Genomic DNA, 24,745 nt, shown 5'->3' on the forward strand with positions numbered 1-24,745 from the left:
ACTTTGGATTTACCATTCGAACGATGTCTGAACGCGAAGAGCAACTGGAAAAACTGAACAGGGAACTGGCGGAACTTGACCGCCGGCGGTGCGGACTTGTGGCGGAAATCGGGAAACTGCAAGCATCTGGCGAAAAGATTCCAGTGTCTGGACGTGTTGTTTCCCGTTTCTCGCCGGAGGAAAAGATCCAGTTGTTCCGCAACCTGTTTTCGGGGCGGGACGATGTGTTTCCCCGTCGCTTCGAGAGCCGGAAGAGCGACCGGAGCGGCTACCAGCCTGTGTGCAAAAACGAATGGCGGACGGGGGTGTGCTTCAAGCCAAAGGTGAAGTGCGCCAAGTGTGAACACCGCGAGTTTGTCCCGGTTTCGGACGAAGTCGTCCGCCAGCACCTTTCTGGAAAGGACGAAGAGGGCAAGCCGTTTGTGATGGGGATCTATCCGCTGATGCAGGACGAAACCTGCTCGTTTCTGGCGGCTGATTTCGACAAGGCCGAATGGAAAAAAGACGCTTCAGCTTTTTTGGACGTTTGCGCCGAACTTGAGGTGGCTGCGTATCTGGAGCGGTCGCGGTCAGGGAACGGCGGGCATGTCTGGTTGTTTTTCGAGGAAGCGGTTCCTGCCGGCCTCGCCCGCAAGCTCGGTTCGTTCATCCTGACCAAGGCGATGGAAGCCCGCCCGGAACTGGGCTTTGATTCGTATGATCGCTTTTTCCCGAACCAGGATCGGATGCCGACGGGCGGGTTTGGAAACCTCATTGCGCTGCCGTTGCAGAAGGCGGCGCGGGCGGACGGGAACAGCGAGTTTGTCGACCGGGCGTTCGAGCCGTTCCCCGACCAGTGGGAGTTTCTATCCAATGTTCGGAAAGTCCAGAACGCCAAGGTTGTCGAATGGGTGAAGGCGGCGGAGCAGGATGATTTGATCCTCGGCGTGCGAACTGCACCGGACGAGGAGGATCGAACGCCGTGGCTAATGCCTCCATCGCGGAACAGCTCCATGAAGATTTCCGGGAAGCATCCCGCCTCGGTTGACATCGTGCTGGGCAATCAGGTGTATGTTCCCAAGGAGGGGCTTTCACCGTCGCTCAGGAATGCAATCCTGCGGTTGGCGGCGTTTCGTAATCCCGAGTTCTACAAGGCGCAAGCGATGCGCATACCCGTGTTCAACAAGCCGCGCATCATCGCTTGTGCCGAGGAGTTTCCGGAATATATTGGATTGCCACGCGGCTGCATGGATGAACTGGCAGTCTTGTTCGAATCGCTGTTCATTGAAGTGCGGATTTCCGACCAGCGGATGGAAGGCCGGCCATTGGATATTTCTTTTTACGGCGAGTTGAGGGACGAACAGCTACTGGCGGGAAAGGCCTTGCTGAAGCGCGACATCGGCGTTTTGTCCGCGCCGACGGCATTCGGAAAAACCGTGTTGGCAGCATGGCTGGTTGCGCAGCGAAAGACCAATGTGTTCATTGTGGTGCATCGGCGGCAATTGATGGAGCAGTGGGTGGAGCGGTTGTCGGTCTTTCTTGGGTTGGAGCGAAAAGACATTGGGCAGATCGGCGGGGGAAAACGGAAAATATCCGGCCTTGTCGATGTGGCAGTCATTCAGAGCCTAAACAAGAGAGGCGTGGTTGACGATCTCGTTGCCGAATATGGATTCGTGATTGTCGACGAGTGCCATCATATTTCCGCGAAAAGCTTCGAGGATGTCCTGCGGGCATGTCCCGCAAAATATGTTGCCGGCCTTTCGGCAACGGTGGTTCGGCGCGATGGCCACCACCCGATCGTATTCATGCAATGTGGCGCCGTCCGCTACCGGGCGCACGACAAGAAGCACGCCATGCAACGCCCATTCGACCACAAGGTGGTTGTCCGTCCGTGCGAGCATGTTGCATTCCCCGAAGAGGGCGATTTGGCGATTACGGAAATCTATCGGATGTTAATGGAGTCCGACGCCCGGAACGCTTGCATTGCCGAAGATGTTGTTGCGGCATTTGAAGAAGGGCGCAGCCCGCTGATCCTCACCGAACGGACGCGCCATCTTGAAATCCTCCGCGAAATGCTCGAACCGGAGATCGAGCGGCTGGTGGTTCTCAAAGGCGGTCTTGGAAAGAAGAAGCTCGCGGAGATCACCGCGAAACTCAGCGAATGGAAAGACTTTCCGCACACCGTGCTGGCGACCGGCCGCTATCTCGGCGAAGGCTTCGACGACCCCCGCCTTGACACGCTTTACCTCGCCATGCCCGTTTCTTGGCGGGGCGTGCTCTCGCAATACGCTGGCCGGCTCCATCGCCTGCACGACTCGAAAAGCGAGGTGCGTATTTTCGACTATGTCGATCAAGGCCACCCCGTTCTCGCGCGTATGTTTGAAAGGCGTTTGAAAGGTTACGAAGCCCTTGGCTATTCGCTTCCCGTGGCAGGCTCGGAGCTGCTGTGATTTCAAACATCATGGTAAATCCAGATTGACGATCGTCACTTTGGATTTACCATGTGGCTGTGTTTAGGTGGTCTTGCCGCCGGGGCGGCAACGGAGAAAACAGGGAGCCAATGGCTATGGGCAAGAAAGAGAAATCCAAGAAGAAGGGCAAACGGAAGCTGACTCCGGCAGAAAAAAGGGAGAAGAAGCGGCGGCAGGCGATGTATGAAACCATTTTTGTCAACGGGAAGCAAAAGCGGGTGCTGCGCAGCCCGCCGGGGATCGACTATAGCCAGATCGATGATCCGATATTTTTCGCGCAAAATGAAATGTGGGAGGAGCTGCATGCGTGGGAGCAACGGCGGGATGCGGCGCTTGACCTGAATTGCGATGAAGCCGATGGCGGCATTCCTTTTTAAGAGGGGACGGCATGTTTGACAGAGGACAGGAATTCATATTGAAGGTTGAGGGGAAGAAGCTGTTCTTCAGCGACTGCGATTTTCTGCCGGTGGAGAAGGTGGTTCTCGACCATCCGGATGACCGGGGGATGGAAATCGAGTCGTTTGCGTTCCGCCGCTTTCCATGGATCAAGCTGTGGGTGCAGCGGTTTTCGGATGGCGTGTTGGACTGTGATGTGAGCGACTTTAAGCCCGCTGCTGGTTTTGGCAGTCAGGCGGTGGATCTTTCCACTGTTCGGAAGATGTCGGTTTTTGTAGACAAGGGCCAGGTGCTTGATTTTGCGCTGGCAAAGCCAAAGCCCGCTATTCCAAAACCAGCACCGCCCAAACCGTGCCCCAGACCTTTTGTTCCGCCCAAGCCTCCTCCGAAACCGGAGCCTTTCGACGAGACGGTTTGCTTTACGGTTCCTTTGGATCGAATCCGTTTTGAGGAGGGTTGCGCCACGGTCGGGTGGGGCGGACGCCTGTCGCTGTCGGGACGGTTCGTTCGCTTCGAAGCATCCATTGAGAATAGTTTTGTTAGTGAAAAGCTCAACTGCATCAAGCCCTATTTGGCTAAGTGCCTCGGAAGCGGGGAGGTCGAAATCCGTGCTGCTGTCCGAGGGCGGGGCGACGAGGTGGAAGCAGTAGAGGCGGAATCGGCGGCCATCGCCTCGATTTCTCCGGGAATGATAGGCGAAGTGCGCTTCCGCTACGTCAAAGGCGAACTGAGAAAATGGCGAAGAGGAAAAAGGCGCGTAACAACCGCGGCTCGTTTTTTTGAGCGTATTCACGAGGTTGGCTTTGGCGAGTCGGATACGGATTTTCTGGTGGACATCCTGCGGGCAAGGGATGCGAAACACTCCGCGCACGTTGAATATCTCGCCGGGCTGCACCATTCCAACCTCGTTCGGCTTCGGCTTGTGAAAGACCCTTTTTCATTCCTCTGTTTCCTGCCGGGAAAGAGCGATTGCTTCTTTGCCTGGGAGACCTTCGAGGGTACCGATGCGACCTATCTCTGGAGCTTTGGCAAGCCGCCCGAATATCTGGTCAGCCACAAGCAGGAACTCAAGCGCTGGCTGGGCTGGGTTGAAACGCAGCTGGACCTCATCCACGCCGCCGGGAGGGACGAATACCACCAGAACGCTTCTCCAAGCTTCAGGCGGGTTTTCCACAGCTACAAGGAGGCCGGCGGCTTTGAAAAGTGGAAAGACGAGATCCAGAACGTGCTGGAGCAGTAGGGGGATCAAATGAAAGAGGTAAATCCAGATTGACGATCGTCACTTTGGATTTACTATGCGGGTGGAATGATGGGAGAAAACGGTTATCTGATCAATGCCGATTCCAATGCAAACAGGGGGAAGGAAAGCCCCCTTCTCCGGAGCGGGGGCTTTTCTTCCCCGTTTAATCAATGTCAATCAGGCTGTGATTCCGTTGTTCTGGATAATGCGGGAGTAGAGCTTTGCGCTTGGGCGGGGGTGGCGGGTTAGATTCTCGTCGTCGGGGTCGACTTCGACTAGGCCAAACTTCATTTCGAAACCTTCCTTCCACTCAAAGTTGTCGATGAAGGACCAGTGGAAATAGCCGTCGACCGGTATGCCGTTCTGCTGCGCCTGATGGATTTGGCGCAGATGTTCGACGATGTAGCGGCCGCGCTTGGAATCATCTTTGTCGGCGATGCCGTTTTCGGTGATGAAGATGGGCTTTTTAAAGCGCGCCCAAACGTCTTCGATGGTGCGGCGGATGCCTTCCGGCCAGATTTGCCATTTGAAGTCGTTGGTGTCGATCCCTTCGGGAACGGCGTCCAGATCCAGAAACCCGGTGCGCGGGCGGCGCCAAGAGAAGCGGGGCGTTACCCGGAAATAATAATTGATGCCGCAAAAGTCGATGGAGCCGCGCAGGCCGTTGACGGCTCCACGTCCAAAGAGCGGATGAAAGCGGCCGGTGTGGACGGAGCGGTCCCACGCCTGAAAGATGACGGTTTTGCTGATGCGCATAGCGAGGCGTTCGTACCAGCCGGCCAGTCCGCGCGAGCCCCACGCCTGCAGATAGGGGTAGGCCATGGCAAGGCCGACGCGGGCGCCGGGGCAGTGCTGGTGGATCAGGCGATAGGCCCCGGCATGTGCGCGCAGCATGTTGCGGGTCACTTGCCGGAAGGCCTTCAGCGAGCGGCGCTGCGGGGGGAAATCGCCGGAAATATTTCCGGCAAGCGCCGCCACCATCGGCTCGTTCAACGTAATCCAAAGTTCGGGAAAGGCGACGAATTCTTGAACCACAAATTCTACGTAGCTCAAAAATTGATCAACGGTGTCGGGGTTGCACCAGTCGTTTTGCTCGGCGACCCATTGCGGCAACACCCAGTGGTGGAGCGTCAGGCAAATCTTGATGCCGCGGTCGCGGAGGGACTGAAGCATGCGGCGGTAGTGCTCCACCGCTTCGGGATCAAACTCCCCGCGCCGCGGTTCGATGCGCGCCCACTCGATGCCGAAGCGGAAAGCCTGGTGTCCCATGGCCTCCAGCAGCTCGTGGTCTTCCTCAAACCGGTTCCAATGGTCGACGGCTTTGCCTGACAAGGGCTGAGAATCGGTTGCGAGCTCCCAGTGCCACCAGTCGGAGTGTTTGTTCCCTCCGTCAATCTGGTGGCCGGAAACCGCGCTTCCCCATAAAAATTGATCCGGAAATTCAAGCACGCGGTCAGAGCCTTTCGCGCAGCCGGTCGCGCAACCCCTTCTTGCCGGTGGGAATCCGGACAACGCCTTCGCCGAGGTGCTCGATGGCGTCGTCGACGATGGCGCGGGCGGCGTCCGGGCGGCTCAGCGCCTTGGCGGACTCCTGCATGCGCTTGAGCTTTTCCGGATTCTTCAACAATTGGTCGATGCGGAAGGAAAGGGTCGAAACGCTATCCGGCGAAATGGCGGCGCCGTTTTCGAGCAGGTAGATGGAGTTGAAGACCTCCTGGCCGGGAATGGGATTCCAAATCACCATCGGCAGCCCGCAGGCGAGGCACTCGGAGGTGCTCAGTCCGCCCGGTTTGCCGATGAACAGCGAGGCCATCGCCATCCACTCGTGCATTTCTTTTGTGAAGCCGAGAATGTGGTAGGTGATGTTTTCCGCGGGATTGCCGGCGATATATTTTTCGATCTGCTCCTTGAGTTTTTTATTGTTTCCGCAAACGACGGCCAGATGGCAAGGGGAGCTGATCCCGCTGAGCATCTGCGCCATGTCGTCGCCGGACATCACGCCGAACGCGCCGGCGGAAAGCAGCACCATCGGCAGCGCGGGGTCAATGCCGTGTTTGGCGCAGAGCTCGTTGCGGTCGCCGAGGTTTCCAAACATTGGATCAATCGGGATGCCGAGCGTCTTGACGCGCTTGGGCGGAAACTTCAGCCGAACGAGCTGCTCACGGCTTTCTTCTTTGGCAACGTAGACGCGGTTGACGAAGGACTCCAGCCAGGAGGCGTGCACATAATAGTCGGTCACCACGACGCCCAGATCGGTTTGAATATCATCCTCGCGCAGCATGGTTGAAATGATGTCCGACGGCATAAAGTGGGTGCACAGGCAGAGATCGGGCTGAAATTTTTTGATTTCCTTGGCCAGCGGGTGACTATGGAGACGGTGCATCAGCATGCGGCCCTTTTCCCTGACCCATGGCTGGTCGGAGTCGTCGAACGCCATCGACCAAAGCAACGGGGCTTTTTTCACCGCCTCGATATAAAGGTTGGCGTAGAGTTCCTGGAAAACCTTGTTGGTATAGTCGAGCGCATCGACCAGCTTGTATTCGCTGATCCGTTCATCCTTTTCACAAACCGCCGCGAGCGCTTCGGCGGCGCGCCGGTGTCCGTTGCCGGCGTTGGCATAGAGTATCATCACTTTAATCGGATCATCTCCTTTTTCTAAATCTGCGAGTAGGGCGTTGCCTTCAGGAAGGTTTTCGTGATGTTTGAGACGGTGCCCTTGTATTTCGGGATGGCCTTTATCCGGTTCCACTCGGGGTGCTTTTTAAAGGCGTCCCAGTTGGCGTCGTGGGCGGCCATGTCGTCGAAGGAGATCATATAGGTCAGGTTGGGCAGTTTGGCGCCGGAGAGGGATCTTCCGAAGAAGACGGGATCGAGTCCGGTTTCGAGAAAGATATCGATCTCGCCGCCGGCGTTGAACATTTCAATCTTGTTTTGCGCGGCCGTGAAGCTGGCGCTTTCGTATTGGCGCAGCTCGTAGACGCGGGTCGCTTTCTTTTCGGGAACCCGCAGCGTCGGCAAGCGGTCGAACGCTTCCATCAGCGAACTTTCAATCCGAAGATAGGGCGCGGTTTTTTTGTCGGCGTTGAGGATGGCGGCGCCGTCGGCCAAATAGTTTGGATCGACCGCCAGACGGTCGGTGAGCGAAACAAAGGATTCGAGCGAGGGGAAGGGCAGCAGCATGTAGAGCGAAAGGCTGTCGCCTTCGAGTTCTTTAAAGACGCCCACGGAGCCGATGCCAGCGCGATTGAGCGCAGGGATTTCAACGTCCCGGAAGAAGGCTTCCAACGCTTTTTGTTTTGTTGCGTCATCCAGCAGGTAGCGCCTCAGTTCGAAGAACTGTGTTCCACGCTTTGGATTTCCGGCAGCCGCTTTCACGCTTGCCGTTGCCGAGACGGCCAGTACGGCTGCAAAGTTTCTTCTGTTGATCATTCGACTGCTCCTGTTCTTCTTTGTTTAGTCCAAAATCTTCACGCGAATGTTGCGGTAGTGGACTTCGCTCTTCGGGTCGTGGGCTTGGAGGGCAAAGGTGCCATCGGAAACCTTGCGTTCGGAAAACTGTGTATTGCCGGGGCCTCCCTCGGGTTCGATGTATTCCACTGTTGTTTCGCTATTCACCCGGATGGTGATTTTTTTGTCGACCACGGTGATGTGGTAGTCGAACCATTCGCCGTCGGTGCTTGGCGCGGCGTCGCGTTTGATGTGCTTGCCGCCTTTCGGCTCCTTCTGGCCTTCGCGGAGCACAAGAATATTGACCACGCCGTAGAGGCTTCCGGTCTTCTTCGGATCCTTGTGGGTTGAATTCACCTGGCATTCGTAGCCCGCATTCGGCCAGCCCGTGTCTTGGTATTTGGTGTGGAAATAAACACCGCTGTTGGCGCCCGGCAGGGTTTTGGCCTGCAACCGCAGTTCAAAGTTTTTGAAGGTTCCGCCGTTCACGTCGCCGGTGTAGAACAAATGGCTGCGGCCGCCCTTGAGGATTAGTTCACCGTCTTGAACGGAGAACGATTCCGGTTTTTCCTTCGCCGGCGTCCATCCTGTTAGGTCTTTGCCGTTGAACAGCGGAACGAATCCATCATTGGCGGTGGTTGCGTAGGATGCCAGGAAGCAGCATCCGAAAAGGAGTCCGGCCAGTTGTATCGAGGAAGTTGTTTTCATAACGTGAAATCCTACTCCCTCAATCCGTCTCAATCAAGTGGCCTGCGTCTCGTTTTCGTCGAGCAGGCGCTGGGTCAGGCCGTGGTAGGCGTCGATGCGCCGGTCGCGCAGGAAGGGCCAGATGCGCCGGACGGTTTCACTGCGGGCGGCGTCGAGCTCGACGATGACTTCCGTTTCGTCAGCGGTACCGGCCTGGGCGAGCAGCTCGCCTTGGCATCCGGCCACGAAGCTCGATCCCCAGAAGACGGCGCCGCCCGGCTCGGTTCCAACGCGGTTGGCGCTGAGCACGGGTATGCCGTTGGCAACGGCGTGCGACCGCTGGATGGTGACCCACGCGTCGCGCTGGCGCGCCTGTTCCTCGGGCGTATCGGCCGGATCCCAGCCGATGGCGGTGGGATAGATCAGCAGGTCGGCGCCGGCCAGCGCCATGAGGCGGGCGGCTTCGGGATACCACTGGTCCCAGCAGACGAGCACGCCGAGTTTGCCGACCGAGGTCGCGATCGGCTTAAAGCCGAGATCGCCGGGGGTGAAGTAAAACTTTTCGTAGTAGCCCGGATCGTCGGGAATGTGCATCTTGCGGTATTTACCGGCAATAGTGCCGTCGGCTTCAAGCACCACCGCAGTGTTGTGGTAGAGCCCCGGCGCGCGCTTTTCAAACAGCGAGGTCACAATCACAGTGGAGAGCTCCTTGGCCAGTGCGCCAAAAACGTCGGTGGACGGACCGGGAATGGTTTCGGCCAAATCAAAGCGGGCAGGGTCTTCCTGATCGCAAAAGTAGAGCCCGGTGTGCAGCTCCTGCAGCACCACGAGCTTGGCGCCCTGTTCCGCGCAGCGGCGGATGCCGGCAATGCTCTTTTCGATGTTGGCAACGCGGTCGCCGGAACACGACTGCTGGACGAGGCCGGTGGTCAGTTTACTCATAGCACTCCTTTGGGGATCTGCATGGTGACGCAGTGCAGCGAACCGTGCTGCAGAATCAACGTGCTGCAATCTATACCCACAATCTCGCGCCCGGGAAATGCTTTTTCAATTACTTCCAGCGCGCCGGCGTCGGCGGGGTCGTTGTAGGCGGGCACCAGCACGGCGCCGTTGATGACGAGATAGTTGGCATAGGTGGCGGGCAGGCGCTCGCCATCGGCATCGTATTTTGCGGATGGCCAAGGCAGGGGCAGCAACCGGTAGTTGTGAAACTGCTGCAGCTCCCGCTCCATCGCCTTGAGGGGGGCGTAGTGCTCGTCGGCCGGATCGTCGCAGGCGACATAGACGATGGTTTGGTCCGGACAGAGGCGGGCGAGCGTGTCGATGTGTGCGTCGGTGTCGTCGCCGGCGAGGAATCCGTTTTCCAGCCAGAGAATATTGGTTGCGCCCAGCTCGGCCTTTAGCTGTTCCTCGATCTGCTCTTTTGAAAGGTGCGGGTTGCGGTTGGGATTGAGCAGGCATTCGGTGGTGGCGAGCAGCGTGCCTGCTCCGTCGCTCTCGATGCTGCCGCCTTCGAGCACGAGGTCGACCGTCCGCAACGGGGTTGTTCCGAATGCGCCGGCGGCGTGGAGGCTGCGGGTGACGGCGTTGTCTTTGTCGGCGGTAAACTTTTCGCCCCAGCCGTTGAAGGTAAAGTCGAGCAGCACGGGCCGTCCGTCCTCTTCGATGGTGATGGGGCCGAAATCGCGCGCCCACGTATCGTCCGGCGGAATATTCCATGCATCGGGCTGAACTCGGATTACTGGCTGGAAGCGTTCAATCGCTTCGGCAATGGTTCCGAAGGTTTTTTGCGCCTCGGCCAGCATCGGCCGCCAGTCCGTCTGGTCATGCGGCCAAACCAGCAGCACGGCATCCTGCGGCTCCCATTCCGCCGGTAATCTTCGCTGTGGAATATTCATGCCGAGCAGGATTTCCAACCTGCACCGAAAACGCCAGCCCAAAATGCAAACCGTGCGTATGAGTCCACGACGGCGAGTAACGCCCAACTTGAAATCCTTGTGTATTCATAAGTCTTTTGGCACGCTGTACCGCAAAGTTTCCAGGCCATGGGAACGGGAGAGCAGGCGGGGTGGTGATCATGGGTAAATGGACAAGTTGCTTAGCAGCGCTGCTGCTGGCGGGGACGGTGGGCGCCGACGGCCAGGCAGACGCGCTCTACAAGCGGGGCACCGCGCTTTACGAAACCACTCCGGCGCTGGCCTTCGAGCTTTTCAAGGAGGCGGGCGAAGCGGGGAATGCGTCGGCCATGGCCGGGGCGGGGCACTGCTGCGAAACCGGAACGGGCACGGCGGTCGATTATGCTAAGGCGATTGAATGGTACGAGCTGGCGGTGCAGCAAAACTCGCTGACCGCTTGCGCAGGTCTCGCCCGCATCTACGCCTCGTGCGAAGATCCCGAGTTCCACGACGGCGAAAAGGCCGTCAAATTCGCGGGGGTCGGGGCTCGAAAAAAACCGCGCGACGCCGAAGCGCTCGCCCTTTTGGCCGCCGCCCATGCGCGGAATTTTGATTTTGAGCAGGCGATGAAAACGCAAACGGCGGCCATACGCGTGGGCTCGCTGAAACAGAACCCGCTGTTGAAAGAGCAGCTGACCTTCTATTCCACGGGGAAACCCTCGCCGGCCGTGGCTTCTGAATATTGGATTGTTGGCGCCGCGGACAAGGGATCGGTTTGGGCCATGTTTATGTTGGGCCGCATGTGTCGGGATAACGGGGATATGGGGCTGGCTTTCGAGTGGTTCAACAAGGCGGCAGCGGTCGGATCCGGCGAGGCGGCGTTGGCGATGGGCGATTTGCATTGGGAAGGAACGGCGGTTCCTGCAAATTATGTTGCGGCGTTTGAATGCTACCAAATCGCGCAGGAAACGGGCATTGAGCTGGGCTCAGACCACAAAGTACGGGTGTCTTTTTTTGGTTCGGTCTGGGAAAAGTATGAGCACAAAGACCGGGAGGATTGTTTCCGCGAGGGCAAGAGGTCAGAGGCGTGGATGAATGAAATGTTGTCGAGAGTCAGAACCGATGCTGATGCGCAGAAGGTTGAGGGCTTTCGCCAGAGCGTGCTGAAGCGGTCGCTGTATTGTTTTGCGATTGCTGATTCGAAGGGGCATCCGGATGCGGCCGCGGAATTCGTGCGGGTGCGCAGAATGATCGAGTCGCCGGCGCCTATTGCCGGAAGCAGGGCGCCAAGGCGAACTACTGCCGAGGCCAGCGCCCGGACCAAAGCCAATGCGCTGAGAATTGAGGCGCGCAAATACGAGGATGGAAAAGAGGTCAAGAAAGATAAACTGAAGGCATTGGAGCTGTATTTGGAGGCCTTCGAGATCCTGCCGGACGACCGTTCGGCCTACACGATCGGGAGCCTCTATTTGGGAATTAAAAAGCCGGTGTGGCAGGTGGAACCGGGAATTGAGTGGCTGGAAAAGAGCTTAGAACTAGGCGGGTACTATGCGCACTGGCGATTGGCGGAGTTGTATGCCAAATGTAAGGACCCTGTGTTTCGGAATGGCGAAAAGGCGGTGCACCATGCAAAGTTGTTTGTTGTTAAGCAAGAGGACTTGTTCGGCGCCTACGCCACCCTTGCGTATGCCTACGCCCGCAACGGCCAATTCAAAGAGGCGGAGACGAGCATGCTTAAAACCATTTCAATGATGCGGGATACCAAGTTCTACGAACAATATATTGATCGATACAATAAAGAGCTCGCGCTTTTCAGGCAGGGCCAGGCCGTCCCTCCGGATTAATCCCATCCGCTGGAGCAGATCAATAAATACCGTAGCCGCTTGCATTGTGTTGATTTGGTGTGGGGCAGACTTTCCAGTCTGCCCCGCGCAGGCAGGAAAGCCCGCGCCACGAAACCGCGACAGGCTAGAGTTTTTCGAAATCTGCTCTAGCCGAGCAGCTTGATCAGCAGCTTGGAGATGATGATCATGAAGATGAGCGCGACGGGGTAGGCGGAGACATAGCTGATGACCGGCGTCTGGGAATCGGTCTTGTCGGTGATCGCGCCGAGGGCCGGGGTCGACGTCATGCCGCCGCAAATGCCGCCGAGGGCCTGAAGGGGATTCATTTTGAAATGCTTCGTGGCGATGGGCCATGCCACGATCAGCGGCAGGACGGAAACGCAAATGCCGAGGCCGAAGAGCACAAATCCATGTTCTTGCAACGTGCTCACAAGAGCGCCGCCACCGCGCACGCCGGCGTTGGCCAAGAAAAAGACCAGCCCGAGCTCCTGCAAAAGCATGCGTGTTTGGCGCGGAATAAAGCCGACGATTGGGCCGATTTTCCCAAAGTGCCCAAGGATCAACGCCACAAACAGCGGACCGCCGGCCAAGCCGAGGGTGATCGGCGTTCCGCCGGGAAGGCCGAACGGCAGCAAGCCGAGAATGATGCCGAGCGTCAGGCCGACGGATAGGGAGAGCAGGTCGGTGGCGTCGATCGCGCTGCTGCGGTGGCCGACGGCACTGGAAAACTTTTTGAGATCGTCCGCGCGGCCGACGCAGGTCAAATGGTCGTGCCGCTCTATGACGGTGTTGGCGTTCGGAACAAAGGTTAGCCCCAGACGGGTGATTCTGGTTACGACCACGCCATAGTGTCTGAGCGGCGCCAGATCGCCGAGCTTCTGGCCGATGAAGGCCGTAGAAGTGACCACCAGGCTTTGCCGTTCGTTTTCGATGTCGCGTGGCAGTTTGCGGTCGCTGCGGTGGCCGATCAGGTCGATGGCGATTTGGAGTTCGCAGCTGCGGCCGACGAGCAGCAGGATCTGGTTTTCTTCAAAGGCGTTGTCGTATTGCAGCGGCACGAGGCTGCCGCCGGAATAGATGCGGCAGATCTGGCAGGCATTAAAGTTGGTTATGCCCGATTCCGAGATGCGCTGTCCGTACAGGTTGGGGTTGGTGACTTCCACCAATACGTTTTCCACCCGGTTGCCGCATTGGCTCTCCGGCTTGTCGGTGATGGCATCGACATCGATCTTCAGGATGCGCGGGAGCACCTGAACAAAAAGCACCACGCCGATCACGCCGAAGGGATAGGCGATGCCGTAGCCGATGCTCACCGCATCCGCGCCGCTTTGGGCGGTCATGGCCATGCCTTCGGTGGCGGCGGCCAGCGCCGGAGTGCTCGTCAGCGCGCCGGCAAAGATGCCGGTCGCCAATCCGGTGGGAATGTCGAGCAGCGTTGCGCCGATCCAGGTCGTCGCGGCGCCGAGCACCACGATCAGTACGGCGAGTTTGGCCAGCGCGGTGCCTTCGCGCACGAGCGACGCAAAAAAGCGGTCGCCCGCGCCGATGCCAACGCAGTAGACAAACAGCACTAGGCCGAGCGTGCCGACGCCGGCCGGAATGGAATAGCCCAGGTGCCCGGCAAGCAAGGCCGTGAACAGCACGCCGGAGCTTCCGAGGTTGATGCCCTTCACTTTCACGCTGCCCAGCAGCAGGCCGGTGGCAATGAGTGCAAACAGCACCACCAGCGGTTGGTTCAATAATAGATTGTGCAGTGCGTCCAGACCCATGTTGAATCACCGGTTAGGGATTAAGTATTTCCGGAAACCGCGAACTATACGCAACCCTACGGGGCATGCAAACCTGTTTTCAGAAGGGGATGTTCCGTTTTCTGTTGTATTCTCTGCGGGATATGCTGCAAGTTTTCCATCGCCCGCCGGAAGTGGAAACCGCCGGCTGAACAACTGTAAGGAGATGCAATGGATACGATCATTCTCGCGCTGAAGATTTCAGCTGTAAGCACGCCCGCCATCCTCGCCGTCGTGGCGCTTGTTCAGATTTCCGGCATGAAGTGCGAGCTGGGGCGCACCAAGTCCGTGCTTAAAGCCGCCATGACCGAGATTGAACGCCTCACCCGCAAGCTGGCGGAGTAGGGGTCTGAATAGCATCCCTAGGCCTCCTCTTTTTTGGTCCGGTAGTTGGAGATCCGGTAGACCAGCCGCCGGAAGATCTTGATCACGCTGAGGATGATGACGGGCGTTGCAATGACGGCAAAGGTCACCCAGTCGAAGGCGATGTTGTGCTCGATGTACAGGATGCCCATCATGCTCGGTACAAGCGCGTGGCCGGGATCGCCGAAAAACTCCGCCAGAAGGTCGGGGAACTGCTTCAATATGCCGAACAAAACCAGAAAGACGCCATAAAGGAACAGCACCATCACAACAAACGTCCGCAGTTCCAGCAGCGACCACGCAAGATGCTTGACGGCAAACGGAGAGATCATATACGCCGTAAAAATCAGTGCGATCCCGGTGGACATCACATAGGTGTGGCCGTGCGCTTCGTCGGAGTTGACGATGAAGTACGTTTCCGTGATGAACCACGCGCCGATTAAAGGCATATAGACCAGAGGGTTGCCGATAACGGCATCCATGATCGCGGCGACTCTGTGCTGGATGATTGAAAGTTCCATATTGTTTTGGGCCATGGGCAAGCGCTGTAGAGCGTGTCGGCCAACAGGAGAAGGAAGCTATCAAATTGCGGTCGTGAGGGAAGCCGGAAAAGTTTTCTGATTGTCTTTCATTCGCTGGTTCCCCCTCAGATAATTGACTTGAAATTTAATTGATAAGGAGTAGAGAACGTATAAGGGAATTCAAGAACAGGGGGAATATCATGCACAATGGTCATACAGTTGAGCATCACAAGCTCCATAAATTCACCTATACGGCCATGCTGACCGGAATGTTGCTGTCGGCCGCCGGTTTAATGGTTCAGTTTTACTTGACGGAGCGGTACTGCCATCCGCTGGAGGGGTACGCCATTATCGTTCCTGGAGTGGCGCTCTTCCTGCGCTCCCTCCATCCTCCCATTGGATTTGTTCGCATCTTCACTACATTGGCGGGCGGGGTCTGTCTCGGGGCGGCTCCTTTGTTTTACGTCAGCGGGTCGCCGAATCCGCCTTGGATCAGCATAGGACTCATCTTCGTCGCTATGGCCATCCTCGGAGCCAGCTTTACCGTCAGGACCACGCACGGCCAAAAGCATCATCACCCCTAAATCCCGGGATCGCGCATCTAGACAGTGGGTGTGGTGTGGGCCTCTCCGAAGGAGGGCGCGGGGCTGCGGTTCCATTCTTCCATCGACGGAGAACGGGCAGTGCGGAAAAATTCTGATTTAGAGCTTGTCCCGGCAGAGTGAGTTTTTAAATCGCACAGATCCCGCACTTCTAAAGAAAGGTAAAAAGAGTGGCATCATAGGTGGGATCGGCTGGGGTTTCCTGAAAAAGAGGCGTTTTGGCTGAGCCAGGGCGTACGCCATCGATGAAAGCCGTATGGGTAAACCACTGGAACAACAGACTGTCGGCCACCTGCCGGGAGAGCTTCCGGAAAGAAGTGCCGGTGATTCCAATCAGGATGCCGTAGCGCAGCGCCAGCCGGAAGGTGCGGAAGTGCTGGACGCAGCTCGGGCTGGAAGGCGACAGTAATCATGTGTTTTATGCCTCTTTGATTGACTGACGAGAAATATAAAGCATTTCTTTCCGGTAAGGGAGGCGAAAATGCCTCTCTTATCCGGAATTTACCCGCTGATCAACCCTGCAAATAGGGATGATGATCAAAAGGGACGGGATCTACTTTGTCCGCCGGAAGAGGCATCTGAATACAGAAGCGCTCGACCGAATTGAAGAGGTCGTCAGTGCTCGTATGCCGGCAAAGCAGTAGGTCTGTTTCCCAAGGTCCGGCTCCACCCAAGATCACGGTGAGTAGGCGGGATGCCTGCGGCGCAAGCCCGGAGCCGTATCGCAGGCGTCCCGCTTGCCCCGCTGCCCGAACCGTGCTCGAGGAAAAGGACCGCTGGCAAACGTAATAGAAGAGAGCACAATCGGCAGGATGTAGATTCCCAATAGAACGAGCGTGATGGGTTGCGGCATAAAAAACTCCGCAGATCAAAGTAAAGCAAGCGAGACGCTTGCTCTACAAGGTCTAAAAGACGAGCGACTCCTGGATGGCATCAACTGGGCAGGCCCGGATGCAGCTGCCACAATCATCGCATCGCTCTGGAACACAACGATAGGGTGAACCTTCCTCGATGGCCTTAAATGAGCAGGCCTCTTTGCAGGCCCCGCACTCAATGCATTGATCGGTGATGCGGACGCCGGCCGGATTAAAGGTTGCTCCACCGAAGGAAAACCGGGTTCGCAACAGCTTATGATCGCGGTGCTCCATCTCAAAATCGGCGTCGTAGATCTCCACTCTCGCGCGATACATCACAAAGTTGCCGTCCGCCATGGCCGGGTATTCGACGATATCATTGGCGGCGGTTTTGAGCAGTTCGTTTGATTTGGCTTTTTCGATGATGACTTCAGGCGGGACAAAACGGATATCTCCGATGAGGCGGATGGTGAAGCTGGGGGGAAAGTAGACGCCGCCGTTCTCGGTGTGCTGAACCGTCGAATCCGATATCCCGCAAACCGTCAATTTTCCGGTTTCTTTCAGCTGCCGGCCGTAGGGTTTGTTCGCCATGGTTCTGAAATAGAGCCCATCCTCATCAAAGCCATTAAAGTGAGCACTGCGTGAATGCACTTCATTATTCAGGATAGTTGAAAAAGTCATGACACCGATTTTTTCAATATATTCATATAGAGTTTCGAGATTCATAAGAAGTCCTCGCGTTTTCCCGTGGCAGGCATTCCGGAATCGTGAACATGAACGATTTTACAGCCGTTTTGCTCCTTCTTCCAGTCCTGCGTTTCATGGGGCTTTCCCTTTGGTTAAAACAGCGGGTGTTTGTTGACACAGTCTTTTAGTTTCACGGAATGCGCCACCGTCCAATGTTCATCAATCTTCCCGTCGTCGTTGAAACGAAAAACATGGACGACGATCCGGCGGGCGGGCGAACCGTCGTCCAGTGCTTTGATCTCCTTGTGGGTCTGGAAATAGACGAGGTTTCCATCGGCCGCCACGTTTTTGAAATCGATTTTTGTTTGGGGCCGGTCTTTCCAGGGTGGGAGGGTTTCCAGCGCCTCGACCAATGCGTTGTACCCATCGCCGATGCGGGGATCGTGCTGCTCATATTCTCCGACATATTGGCGTGCGGCTTCATAGTCGCGGTCGCCCATGATCAGCTGGAAAAAGTCCAGTGCCGCCTTTTTGTTGGCCTCGCTTTTTTCATCGGTTTTTGCGGGCATCATCGCCTTGCTTTCGGGGCCGGCTTCCTTCCGCAGTTCCTGAGCACAGGTGAGGTAATAGTTCCGGCCGGTGGCGGTGAGCAGGTTTTCAGCGAGGCCTTCTAGGGCCACCGCTTTCATCAGCTTCGGTGCTGCGGTTTTGGGATCGAGGGAGATGAGGTGGTCGCACAGCTGCGCCGCCCATTGGAAATCCTGTTTTTCCAATGCTTGGCAAGCGACCAGTTCCAGCTTGTCCTGTCCGCCGGCGAGCGCGGCCATGCGTTCGGACTCGCCCTTGACGGGCAGGGAAAAGAGGGTGGTGGGATTGCCGTCGAACCAGCCGAGCGTGCCGGCAAAGATGGAGCGAACCGCCCATTCAACGTTGCCGTAGTATTCCTTGAGAGAATCCTTCTTTGAATATTTTCGTGGCAGTTTCACATAGTCCACCAGCTCGTCCGGCGTCATGCCTTGGTTCATGCCTTCGATGGTTTTTTTGAAGACGAATCGGATGGCATCGCGGTAATTGGTGAGCATTTCAGTGACGAGTTTCTTTTCGAGAATCGGGCGGGTGTGGCCGGGTACGAGCTTATCGGGATTTTCCTGCAGCATTTGGTCAACGCTGTCCGCCCATGCCTGCACATCGCGATAGGCCGATCCGCGGATGGGATAGAGGTTCGGCCACGACTTGTAAAAGTTGTCGCCCGAAAAGAGCACGCGTTGCTCGGGATACCAGACATAGAGCGCGTCCTTGGTTTCGCCGTTGAGCGAGACGAGGTCGATTTTGATCCCGGCATATTCAATGGTTTTGCGCGCTTCTGTCAGGTGTTTGTTCGGTTGCACGGATTTGTCGGCTCCGAAGACCGCGCCGCCGCGCTTGGGATAGTAGGCCTGAGCCACGCCATTGTTGATGCGCTTTTCCGGCGGGAGCAGGAAGCCGCCCTGCCGGGCGCCGCGCTTGCGGTTAATTGTCAGGCCTGCCGATTCGAAGGCATGCCCCTCATCCCCGAAATTTCCGCGCGCCCAAATGTCGGGCGATCCCTCCGCTGCAAAGACGGGCAGCCCGCCGGTGTGGTCGCCGTGCCCGTGGGTCAGAATGATGGCCTTGATCGGCAGGGCGGTGATTTTCCGGAACTCGGCCAGCACGCCCTGGGCGGAAATGGTATCCAGTCCGGTATCGACGATCACGAGGCCGTCGTCGCCGACAATCATGGAAACGGGTTGTACGGAGTAGCCCGTGGCGGTGTAGACGTTGCCGGCCACCTGCACGACATCTTTGCGAAATTCCGCCGTACGCTTTTTCAAAACCGCGGTTTCGGAAGTTTCCGCACCTGAAATGGAAGCGATAATGCAGAGTGCTGTTGCTGTCAGTATGGTTTTCATTTTCAATTCTCCTTGTTTAATGCTCGTGATCAAATAATGCGGTTGAATTTTTTTACATGGGCTGAAGGTTTCCTTCGATCTGCGTCAGCAATTCCACCAGACTATCTTTTTGCTCAACCGCCATATTTCCATAGAGCCGTGCGATCAGCTTTTTAGAGATCTGTTTAAAGGGCGGTTTGAGGGAACAGCCTTTTTCTGTGAGCTTGACCAATACGACGCGACCGTCTTCCGGGGAGGGGAGTTTTTCAACATAGCCGTATTGTTCCAGCGTATGGATCATTCCCGTGACGGTCGATTTTACACGGCCGATCCGTTCGACGATCTCTTTCATCGGGACGGGTGCATCCTGCTGGAAAAGGAAATTCAGAATGGATCCGTGGGCAGGGAGGATGCCTTCAATCGCCACATTCCGCAGCTCCAGCTCGATAAAGAGGTTGGACAATTCGCGGATGCGTGCGATCTGTCCGATGATCCCCTGGGTATTGGGTGGGTTCGTTGTCATGAACACTTATATAGTTCGGCCACGAACAAACGTCAAAGAGTTATTTTTAGTAAATGATCCAGAGCGCTACGCGACGGGCAGGGCGGGGCGCACTTTGATGTTTTTTTCGCGCTTGATGGTAACGGTGCCGGGCTTGGCGCCGCGGGGCTTGCCGACATGCTTGGCTTTGGTGCAGTTGACGGAAACCGTTCCGGCATTGCGTGCCTTCGAGTGCCAGGCAGCAATGGCTGCTGCCTGTTTGACGGTGGCGTTGTCGGGCTTGTTGCCGTCGGGATGGCGCAGGATGACGTGGCTGCCGGGCATGCCGTGGACGTGGAACCACAGGTCGTTGGCCTTGGCGACCTTCAAGCTCAGCAGGTCGTTGTCGGCGTCGGTCTTCCCGGCCAATGCCTCGAAGTCGCCGGGAAGTTCGTAGCGCCAAAAATCAGGTTGAATGATTCGGTCTTTCATCGCGATGGGTATTTGTTAATGGTTAATCGTTATGTAGGGTTTCTGTCGAACGGAGATAGAACGTACAGGGTAATCCGACCATTAACCAATAACTATTAACTGATAACCATGAGCGAGGTGAAAAACCTATTTACTTACGGAACCTTGATGTGGCTGGAAGAGCTGGAGTCGGTGATGGGGCGACGGCTCGCCGGCGAGCCGGCCTTGCTTGCTGACTTGCATCGGCAATCCGTTATCAGTATAAACCCCGCTTGTTTTCTGCTGATTGGAAGTCGGCGAAAAGGTTTGTAGTCCCGCCTTTAGGCGGAATGAGGAAGATCGCTATGACATCAAAAGAAATTCGCCAATCGTTTTTCGATTTTTTTGAATCGAAGCAGCACACCATTGTAAAATCGGGCAGCCTGCTCCCCGACGCGCCGAATCTGCTGTTCACCAACGCCGGCATGAACCAGTTTGTGCCGATCTTCCTCGGCCAGGCCAACTGCCCCTACACGCCGGGCCGCGCCGCCGACACCCAGAAGTGCATCCGCGCCGGGGGCAAGCACAACGACCTCGAGGACGTAGGCGCCGATACCTACCATCACACCTTTTTCGAAATGCTCGGCAACTGGTCGTTTGGCGACTACTTCAAAAAAGAGGCCATCGACTGGGCCTGGGAGCTGATCACCGATGTCTGGGGCTTTCCGAAAGAGCGCCTCTACGCCACCTACTTCGGCGGCGACGAAAAGTCGGAGGCCGACCTCGAAGCCAAAGAGTTCTGGCTCCGCTATCTGCCGGCCGAGCAGGTCGTGCCCGGCAACCGCAAAGACAACTTCTGGCAGATGGGCGACACCGGCCCCTGCGGCCCCTGCTCCGAGTTGCATGTCGATCTCACCCCCGAAGGAAACTGCGGCCCCGGAATGGTGAATGCCGACAGCGCCGACTGCATCGAAATCTGGAACCTCGTCTTCATCCAGTTCAACGCCAATGCCGACGGCACCTTCGCGCCGCTTCCGGCCAAGCACGTCGATACCGGCATGGGCTTCGAACGCGCCTGCTCGATCATCCAGTGTACCAAGAACTTTACCGATTTTTCCGGAGTCATCTCCAACTACGAAACCGACGTGTTCTCGCCGATCTTCCGAACATTGGAAGAAATGAGCGGCAAAACCTACGGCAGCGCCATGACCGATCCGGTTGATATTGCTTTCCGCGTCATCGCCGACCACATCCGCTGCCTGGCTTTCTCGATTGCCGACGGCATCATTCCGTCCAACGAAGGCCGCGGCTACGTGCTGCGCCGCATCCTGCGCCGTGCGGTCCGCACCGGGCGCATTCTCGGCTTCAAGGATCCCTTCTTCTACAAGCTCACCGACATTATCGCCGAAACCTACGGCGACGTCTTTCCCGAGCTGCGCAACAACCAAGACCGCGTAAAGAAAATCCTCAAAGCAGAAGAAGACTCCTTCAACCGCACCCTCGACCGCGGCATTGTGCTGTTCGATCAAGTGGCTTCCGGCCTGACCGGAAAGACGTTCCCGGCCGAGGACGCGTTCAAGCTGTACGACACCTTCGGCTTCCCGCTCGACCTCACCGAAGTGATGGCGCGCGAGCGCGGCATTGCCGTCGATGCCGAAGGCTTCGAAAAGCTGATGAACGAGCAGCGCAAGCAGGCCCGCGCGGACCACGCCAACAAAAAGTCGGTCGTACTCGTCGAAGACGAAAACCTCGACGTGGATGCCTCCGAGTTTGTCGGCTATGAATTCACCAAGTGCGAAACCGAGATTGTTGAAGTGCTCGAATCCGGCGCGATTATGCTGAAGGAAACCCCGTTCTATCCCGAGTCCGGCGGACAGCAGGGCGACCACGGCGAAATCAAAGGCAACGACTTCGGCTTCAAGGTAACCGACACGCAGAAGACTCCGGACGGCATTATCCTGCACATCGGCGAAATGACCTTTGGCGCGGCGAAAAAGGGCGAACCGGTTTTGGCTTCAGTCGACCGCTACCGCCGCGGCCAAATCCGCCGCAACCATACCTCGACCCATCTGCTCAACGCCGCGCTGCGCGAAGTGGTCGATGGCTCGATCAAGCAGGCCGGCTCGATGGTGGCATCCGACTATCTTCGCTTCGACTTTAACTATTTCGAGGCCATCAAGCCCGAGCAGCTCCGAAAAATCGAGCAGGTGGTCAACCACCAGATCCTGCGGAACACGCCGCTCGAAACCCTCGAAATGTCGCTGGCCGACGTGCAGAAGTCCGGCGACATCCAAGCCGTATTCGACGATAAGTATGGCGAAACCGTCCGCGTCGTCAACGTAGGCAATTTCAGCAAGGAACTCTGCGGTGGCACCCATGTGGAAGCCACCGGCGATATCGGCCAGTTCCGCATTGTTTCCGAATCGTCCGTTGCTGCCGGCGTCCGGCGCATCGAAGCCGTAACCGGAATGGAAGCATTGGCATGGACGGCCGAAGAGCACGAGCTGCTCTCGAACATCAGCCAGAGCCTCAGCGTCAAGCCGGCCGATCTGCCCGAGCGCATCAAAGCGATGGCCGAGCAGGCCAAGGCCGCTGAAAAGCAACTCAAAGAACTGCAAATGAAGGCTGCGGTTTCTAATGTCGACGGTCTGGCCGATCAGGTTGAACAGGTTGCTGGCTTTCAGATCCTAGCGGCGGATCTCGGCGAAATGCCGATGGATGCGCTTCGTCAGGTGCTCGACCGTCTGCGCCAGAAAATTGAAAGCGCCGTCATTGTGCTTGGTAGCGCTAGCGAAGGGAAGGCCTGCCTCGCAGCCAGTGTCTCCGATGACCTCGTAGCCAAAGGCGTTCACGCCGGCAAACTTATCGGCGCGGTCGCAAAAATCGCCGGCGGCGGCGGAGGAGGGAAACCCGACAAAGCACAGGCCGGCGGCAAAGACGGAACAAAGGTCGCCGAAGCCATCGCAGCGGTGACCGGCATCCTCAACGAGATGCACGGCTGATGAACCTCCCGGCGGGCCAGAAGACCATCCTGATTATCGAGGACGAGCCGGCGATCGCAGACAACATCGCCTTTGCGGTGAGCACGGAAAGCATGGTGCCGGTGGTCGTTGGAACCGCCGGTGAAGTGCAGGATATTCTTGATACTCGCTCGGTCGATCTAATCGTGCTTGATGTCGGCCTGCCGGATGCCAATGGGTTCGATGTCTGCCGCCGCATCCGGGCGACCTCCAACGTTCCCATCATTTTCCTGACCGCCCGCCAGGAAGAGGTTGATCGTATTGTCGGGCTGGAGCTCGGTGCCGACGACTACGTTACAAAGCCGTTCAGCCCGCGCGAACTGACCGCACGGATCCGCGCCGTTCTGCGACGCACGGGCGGCACGGAGCCAAAGCCCGGAGCTACGCCGCTTTTTTCCATCGATCAAACCCGCAAAACCATATTCTACGAAGGCCGCCCGCTCGATCTGGCGCGCTACGAGTTCCGTATGCTCGAACTGCTGATCGGCCATCCCGGCCAGGTCTTTTCGCGCGACCAGCTAATGACCCACGCGTGGGAGGAGCCGGACGCCAGCTGCGACCGCACGGTTGATACGCACATCAAAACGCTGCGCGCCAAGCTGCGGCAGATCGATCCAGAGTCCGACTGCCTCCAGACGCGCCGTGGCTGGGGCTACTGCCTGAAGGTCGACCGGTGAAGATCCGAAACCGCCTGTTTATCACCGCCGCCCTGCTGATGTCGATCGGGGTGTACTGGCTGGTCGACTGGATTGTGCAGGACGTGCGGCTGCATTATTTCATCACGATGGAGGAATCGCTGGTGGACACGTCGGTGATTCTGGCCGCCCAGATCGCGCAGCAGACCGACGGACGCGGCATTCACATCGATCCGACTTTCGGCAAGTCGATCTCCGAAGCCGTGGCGCGGACGCTGGATGCGCAGATTTACGGATTCACGAAGACGAACATGAATCTACGCGTCGTGGTGGTGGATCGGGAACGACGGGTGCTCTACGACTCGCGTGGAAGCGATGCCGAAGGAACGCAATACGAGTGGCGCGACACCCGCCTGGCGCTGCAAGGGAAATACGGCGCGCGTGCAAGCTACGAGGAAGCGGGCGTGCCGGACAGTTTCCACTTCTACGTGGCGGCGCCGGTGTGGGTCGATGGTGAAATCGCGGGCGCGGTATCAGTCGGCAAGCCCGTCAGCAGCATTACGCCGTTCATGCGGCAGGCCCGCGTGCGCTTGGTCGTCTCGTCGCTCATCGCATTCACCGCGATCCTGCTGTTGCTCATTCCCGTTTCGCTGTGGATCATCCATCCCATCCGGATCTTGACCGATTACGCCCGCAACATACGCGACGGCCGCAAGGTTACCCGCCCGGTGCTGGGCCATGGCGGCGAAATGAGCGAACTCGCCAATGCCTTTGAGGAAATGCGCGATGCGCTCGAAGGCAAGCAGTACGTCGAAGAATATGTCCAGTCGCTGACGCACGAAATGAAGAGCCCGCTCGCCGCCATCCAGGGGGCGGCGGAGCTGCTCGATGAAGACATGACTCCGGAGCAGCGCGCCCTCTTTCTTCAGAATATCCGCAACGAATCGAAGCGCATGCACGGGCTGGTCGATCGCATGCTGGCGCTGGCCTCCATTGAAAAACGCAAAGGGCTGGTGCGGGCCGAACCGGTCGATGTTCAGGGTCTGCTCGACGATGTGGCGGGCGGCCTCGCGCCGGTGCTGCAGGCCAAGGGCATCACGCTCCGCCGCTCCGTGGTGCCGGGGCTGGAGTTGTATGGCGAATATTTCCTGCTGCGGCAGGCCGTCATGAACCTGACGCAGAACGCCGTCGATTTTTCGGAGTGCGGCGGTGTGATTGAACTCCATGCCGAAACGGCCGGAACCGAAATCCGCATCGCTGTTTGCGACGAAGGTACGGGCATTCCCGAGTATGCGCTGGACCGGATCTTCGACCGCTTCTATTCCCTGTCGCGCCCGGAGTCCGGCAAGAAGAGTTCCGGGCTCGGCCTCAACTTTGTGCGGCAGATCGCCCGCCTGCACGGCGGCGACGTCGTGCTGGCCAACCGCCCGTCGGGTGGCGTGGAAGCGACGCTCTCTTTTCCCGTCTGAGCCGTTTTCA

The 24,745-nt window shown here is 57.6% G+C and carries 23 protein-coding genes; 11 read left to right on the forward strand and 12 right to left on the reverse strand.

Translation table 11 applies throughout. From position 1 onward, the window contains the following. Positions 1 to 23: 23 nt before the first annotated feature. From SCARR_RS22835 to SCARR_RS28510, 3 genes are all read left to right on the forward strand, one after another. Positions 24 to 2,429 (forward strand): TOTE conflict system archaeo-eukaryotic primase domain-containing protein, encoded by a 2,406-nt coding sequence (locus SCARR_RS22835; RefSeq protein ID WP_136064025.1) that lies wholly within the window; start codon positions 24 to 26, stop codon positions 2,427 to 2,429. 116 nt (positions 2,430 to 2,545) lie between these two features. Continuing rightward, positions 2,546 to 2,827: a hypothetical protein gene (locus SCARR_RS22840; protein WP_136064027.1), complete on the forward strand. Its 282-nt coding sequence runs from the start codon at positions 2,546 to 2,548 to the stop codon at positions 2,825 to 2,827. Between the two features lie 11 nt (positions 2,828 to 2,838). Further along, positions 2,839 to 4,086, forward strand: a complete 1,248-nt coding sequence (locus tag SCARR_RS28510; protein ID WP_187356386.1) for a hypothetical protein — start codon at positions 2,839 to 2,841, stop codon at positions 4,084 to 4,086. Between the two features lie 177 nt (positions 4,087 to 4,263). Here the strand turns inward: SCARR_RS28510 and SCARR_RS22850 are convergent, their stop codons facing one another. From SCARR_RS22850 to SCARR_RS22875, 6 genes are read right to left on the reverse strand one after another with little or no spacing between them, the layout of a single operon-like run. Further along, on the reverse strand, positions 4,264 to 5,535 hold the full coding sequence (locus SCARR_RS22850; protein ID WP_168433543.1) for a glycoside hydrolase family 1 protein: 1,272 nt from the start codon (positions 5,533 to 5,535) through the stop codon (positions 4,264 to 4,266). A 4-nt stretch (positions 5,536 to 5,539) separates the two neighbouring features. Continuing rightward, complete coding sequence (locus SCARR_RS22855; RefSeq protein WP_246044520.1) at positions 5,540 to 6,715, reverse strand: MGDG synthase family glycosyltransferase; 1,176 nt, start codon at positions 6,713 to 6,715, stop codon at positions 5,540 to 5,542. Between the two features lie 26 nt (positions 6,716 to 6,741). After that, entirely contained in the window at positions 6,742 to 7,515 is a 774-nt protein-coding gene (locus SCARR_RS22860) for an NIPSNAP family protein (protein ID WP_136064033.1), read from the reverse strand. Positions 7,516 to 7,539: 24 nt separating this feature from the next. Further along, complete coding sequence (locus tag SCARR_RS22865) at positions 7,540 to 8,241, reverse strand: 3-keto-disaccharide hydrolase (protein ID WP_136064035.1); 702 nt, start codon at positions 8,239 to 8,241, stop codon at positions 7,540 to 7,542. 33 nt (positions 8,242 to 8,274) lie between these two features. Then, entirely contained in the window at positions 8,275 to 9,162 is an 888-nt protein-coding gene (locus SCARR_RS22870; protein WP_136064036.1) for a carbon-nitrogen hydrolase, read from the reverse strand. Then, positions 9,159 to 10,118: an agmatine deiminase family protein gene (locus SCARR_RS22875; RefSeq protein WP_136064038.1), complete on the reverse strand. Its 960-nt coding sequence runs from the start codon at positions 10,116 to 10,118 to the stop codon at positions 9,159 to 9,161. Before SCARR_RS22875 ends, SCARR_RS22870 begins: the two co-directional genes overlap by 4 nt. A gap of 179 nt (positions 10,119 to 10,297) precedes the next feature. Here SCARR_RS22875 and SCARR_RS22880 point away from each other — a divergent pair, with 179 nt between their 5' ends. Continuing rightward, a complete protein-coding gene (locus tag SCARR_RS22880) occupies positions 10,298 to 11,959 on the forward strand; it encodes a tetratricopeptide repeat protein (RefSeq protein ID WP_136064040.1) in 1,662 nt (553 codons plus the stop codon). 146 nt (positions 11,960 to 12,105) lie between these two features. On the opposite strand, the gene SCARR_RS22885 is transcribed toward SCARR_RS22880, so the two are convergent. After that, complete coding sequence (locus SCARR_RS22885) at positions 12,106 to 13,728, reverse strand: aspartate:alanine exchanger family transporter (protein WP_222846416.1); 1,623 nt, start codon at positions 13,726 to 13,728, stop codon at positions 12,106 to 12,108. Between the two features lie 189 nt (positions 13,729 to 13,917). Here SCARR_RS22885 and SCARR_RS28390 point away from each other — a divergent pair, with 189 nt between their 5' ends. After that, positions 13,918 to 14,091 carry a hypothetical protein gene (locus SCARR_RS28390; RefSeq protein WP_168433544.1) on the forward strand — a complete coding sequence of 58 codons (174 nt, stop codon included), beginning with the start codon at positions 13,918 to 13,920 and terminating at the stop codon, positions 14,089 to 14,091. A gap of 17 nt (positions 14,092 to 14,108) precedes the next feature. On the opposite strand, the gene SCARR_RS22890 is transcribed toward SCARR_RS28390, so the two are convergent. Then, a complete protein-coding gene (locus SCARR_RS22890) occupies positions 14,109 to 14,645 on the reverse strand; it encodes a hypothetical protein (RefSeq protein WP_136064042.1) in 537 nt (178 codons plus the stop codon). A 185-nt stretch (positions 14,646 to 14,830) separates the two neighbouring features. Here SCARR_RS22890 and SCARR_RS22895 point away from each other — a divergent pair, with 185 nt between their 5' ends. Both SCARR_RS22895 and SCARR_RS28395 read left to right on the forward strand, forming a co-directional pair. Further along, a complete protein-coding gene (locus SCARR_RS22895) occupies positions 14,831 to 15,214 on the forward strand; it encodes a hypothetical protein (protein WP_136064044.1) in 384 nt (127 codons plus the stop codon). Positions 15,215 to 15,488: 274 nt separating this feature from the next. Further along, on the forward strand, positions 15,489 to 15,641 hold the full coding sequence (locus tag SCARR_RS28395) for a hypothetical protein (RefSeq protein WP_168433545.1): 153 nt from the start codon (positions 15,489 to 15,491) through the stop codon (positions 15,639 to 15,641). Positions 15,642 to 16,137: 496 nt separating this feature from the next. Here SCARR_RS28395 and SCARR_RS28685 read toward each other — a convergent pair whose 3' ends face one another. The 4 genes from SCARR_RS28685 to SCARR_RS22915 form a co-directional block, all read right to left on the reverse strand. Beyond that, positions 16,138 to 16,812 carry a 4Fe-4S binding protein gene (locus tag SCARR_RS28685; protein ID WP_222846417.1) on the reverse strand — a complete coding sequence of 225 codons (675 nt, stop codon included), beginning with the start codon at positions 16,810 to 16,812 and terminating at the stop codon, positions 16,138 to 16,140. A 113-nt stretch (positions 16,813 to 16,925) separates the two neighbouring features. Then, positions 16,926 to 18,701 (reverse strand): alkyl sulfatase dimerization domain-containing protein, encoded by a 1,776-nt coding sequence (locus tag SCARR_RS22905; RefSeq protein WP_136064046.1) that lies wholly within the window; start codon positions 18,699 to 18,701, stop codon positions 16,926 to 16,928. Positions 18,702 to 18,753: 52 nt separating this feature from the next. Then, positions 18,754 to 19,203, reverse strand: coding sequence for a MarR family winged helix-turn-helix transcriptional regulator (locus SCARR_RS22910; protein ID WP_136064047.1), 450 nt, complete (start codon positions 19,201 to 19,203; stop codon positions 18,754 to 18,756). Between the two features lie 66 nt (positions 19,204 to 19,269). Further along, positions 19,270 to 19,653, reverse strand: a complete 384-nt coding sequence (locus tag SCARR_RS22915; RefSeq protein ID WP_136064049.1) for an NFACT RNA binding domain-containing protein — start codon at positions 19,651 to 19,653, stop codon at positions 19,270 to 19,272. 117 nt (positions 19,654 to 19,770) lie between these two features. On the opposite strand from SCARR_RS22915, the gene SCARR_RS28400 reads away from it, so the two are divergent. The 4 genes from SCARR_RS28400 to creC are packed head-to-tail and all read left to right on the forward strand — an operon-like array spanning position 19,771 to position 24,735. Next, complete coding sequence (locus tag SCARR_RS28400; protein ID WP_168433546.1) at positions 19,771 to 19,944, forward strand: gamma-glutamylcyclotransferase family protein; 174 nt, start codon at positions 19,771 to 19,773, stop codon at positions 19,942 to 19,944. A 32-nt stretch (positions 19,945 to 19,976) separates the two neighbouring features. Further along, positions 19,977 to 22,613: an alanine--tRNA ligase gene (gene alaS, locus SCARR_RS22920; protein ID WP_136064051.1), complete on the forward strand. Its 2,637-nt coding sequence runs from the start codon at positions 19,977 to 19,979 to the stop codon at positions 22,611 to 22,613. Beyond that, entirely contained in the window at positions 22,613 to 23,308 is a 696-nt protein-coding gene (creB, locus tag SCARR_RS22925) for a two-component system response regulator CreB (RefSeq protein WP_136064053.1), read from the forward strand. Before alaS ends, creB begins: the two co-directional genes overlap by 1 nt. Next, positions 23,305 to 24,735 carry a two-component system sensor histidine kinase CreC gene (gene creC, locus SCARR_RS22930; protein WP_136064055.1) on the forward strand — a complete coding sequence of 477 codons (1,431 nt, stop codon included), beginning with the start codon at positions 23,305 to 23,307 and terminating at the stop codon, positions 24,733 to 24,735. The genes creB and creC overlap by 4 nt, the downstream gene beginning before the upstream one ends. The last annotated feature ends 10 nt before the right edge of the window (positions 24,736 to 24,745 follow it).

It is taken from the genome of Pontiella sulfatireligans, assembly GCF_900890705.1.
Classification (GTDB): Bacteria; Verrucomicrobiota; Kiritimatiellia; order Kiritimatiellales; family Pontiellaceae; genus Pontiella; species Pontiella sulfatireligans.